The 2172-nt window shown below is 41.5% G+C and carries 2 protein-coding genes and 1 pseudogene; all 3 read left to right on the top strand.

The features are described from left to right. The first annotated feature begins 37 nt into the window (after window positions 1-37). Entirely contained in the window at window positions 38-1240 is a 1203-nt protein-coding gene (locus Q0200_RS04220) for a peptidase M50 (protein WP_297938111.1), read from the top strand. After that, the gene (locus tag Q0200_RS04215) at window positions 1237-1539 is read left to right on the top strand and encodes an iron-sulfur cluster assembly protein (RefSeq protein ID WP_297938108.1); all 303 of its coding nucleotides are present in this window, start codon (window positions 1237-1239) and stop codon (window positions 1537-1539) included. The genes Q0200_RS04220 and Q0200_RS04215 overlap by 4 nt, the downstream gene beginning before the upstream one ends. Window positions 1540-1903: 364 nt before the next feature. Further along, window positions 1904-2056, top strand: a pseudogene (locus tag Q0200_RS04210) (IS1595 family transposase); the annotation flags it as partial. Between the last annotated feature and the right edge of the window lie 116 nt (window positions 2057-2172).

Raw genomic sequence — 2172 nt, 5'->3', positions numbered from 1 at the left:
AGCATAGAAAACATAGACACCAGCCTTTGCCACTAAAATGCTTTTAAACACTTATGCGCCGCCATTTAAACTAGTTGGCGGCTACTTTATCGCTGGCATTTTTTTCTTAGCGCTAAGCGTCCCGGCCTTTTTTTACGCTGATTTTGAGGCGATTAGCTCGCTAAATACGGCTGGCTTTTTGCATATATTTTTCGTGGGATTTGTGATGAGCATCATCATCGGCGCGCTTTATCAGCTCACTTCGGTGATTTTAGAAAAGCCGTTTTCGACGATCAAGGGCGCGATGCTAAATTTAGCCGTCTACTGCGTAGGGATTGCTGCGATGGGCTACGGGATGATCAGCGGCAAAACGGGCTTCATACACGGCGGCGGTATGACGCTTTTTCTCGCGCTGCTGTTTTTTGGCACGACCTATATCGTTAGCTTTATGGACAATGAAAAAAAGAGTTTCGCGGCGTTTATGCTTTTTGTTTCGGCGATATTTTTGCTCGCCGGCATCTCGCTTGGATTTTGCCTTTTGATGATACTTTCTGGCACTTTACCGATGGATTTTATGTTCGCGCTTAAATTTCACGTCTATTTCGTACTTGGCTTTGTCTTTTTCATCATCGTAGGCGTAGCGACCGTGCTGCTACCGATGTTTGCCTTGGCGCACGATCTAAAATTTACGCTTAGCAAATTTGCCTTTGGATTTTATATTTTTGCCGGCATTTTGCTCTTTCTTAGCGAAATTTACGCGTACTTTGCGTTTGGAGCGGCGATTATTTGCTTTGTCGCCGAGGCGCTATATATCCTAAAAAAGCGCGTTCGCAAAGCGTATGATTACTGGAATGTAAATATCGCTCTTTCGCTCGCGGCCTTCGTGTTGTTTTGCGCATTTATCGCGGCGGATAGATATGATATGGCGGTGTTTATGCTGATTTACGGCTTTTTGTTTGCCTTTATCGCGGCTCATCTTTACAAGATCGCGCCGTTTCTTATCTGGTACCACTATGTAGCGCCGTTCGTGGGTAAGACAAAGGTGCCCTTGCTAGATCAGATGATTCTTAAAAAGCCCGCATATATCGGTATCGGCTTTAATGCCATTGGACTCGCGCTCTACGAATTTGGTGTCTGGCTGGAGATAAAATCGCTCGCGTACTGTGGCGTGGTTAGCCTGCTCGTTAGCATCGTTTTGGTCGCGATAAATATGATAAATGTTTTTAAATTTACGCAATTTGGAATAAAGGAAAAAAAATGAAAGAAAAAATCTATGCCGCACTCTCAAATATCGTCGATCCCGAGGGAGGTTTTGATATCGTGTCCTTGGGGCTGATTTACGACGCGGTTTGTGACGAGAACGGCAAGGTGAAGGTCACAATGACGCTATCTACGCGCTCATGCCCACTGCACGAGATGATACTTGGCTGGGTCGAGACGGCTGTGCTGAATGTCGACGGCGTAAAAGAGTGCGAGATAGATCTCGTATGGGAGCCTGCGTGGAGTATCGAGATGGCGAGCGACGAGGTGAGGGCGGAGCTGGGGGCAAATAGGTTTTGAGCGTTGCCATTCTAAATTTTTAGATAGCATAACCAGAAAACGTCTATATATCATTATTTTACGGATAAGAACTAGATAATGGATTGGTTGTGTAGATTCCATATTTACTCGCTACTGAAAACATAATGGTATTTAATATAGTGAAGGTTTTATTTTTCTGCTTGAAAAATAAAGAAGCATTGGTTGGTATAACTGATGATCTATGTTTATAATATAGTTTTCCGTTACTTATTTTGTTGTTTCGATATTAATATAGTAAATGGATTTATTTTTGGCTCAAGATAAGTTAAAGCTTTCAAAGGAGTGCCCTTAAAGAGAGTGCGTTTTATTAGTAACAAACGAAGTACGGTTAAGCAGAAGAACTATGATTCTATCAATGAAAAATAAGTATATAATACGTTCCGGAATTTCATAAAAGAAATTTGGAAAAATTTTCGAGTATTTTACAGGAATCTCTAGAATTTCCAATAATAAAATTCTAAAAAGCACTAGAGCTTTAATATCTAAAGAGTGCGAGGTCTTGAAAAGCTATAAGCGTATCGAAGTGTAGAAGACGGGGATATTATAGATACAGATTGTCTAAATTTAAAAGTATCTTCTCAAGCGTAGCTACTGCAGGAAAGCCAAGATAAA

Source organism: uncultured Campylobacter sp., assembly GCF_938045225.1.
Lineage (GTDB): Bacteria > Campylobacterota > Campylobacteria > Campylobacterales > Campylobacteraceae > Campylobacter_A.
Note: the sequence above shows the minus strand (reverse complement) of the source record. Positions and strands in the feature narration are given on the sequence as shown.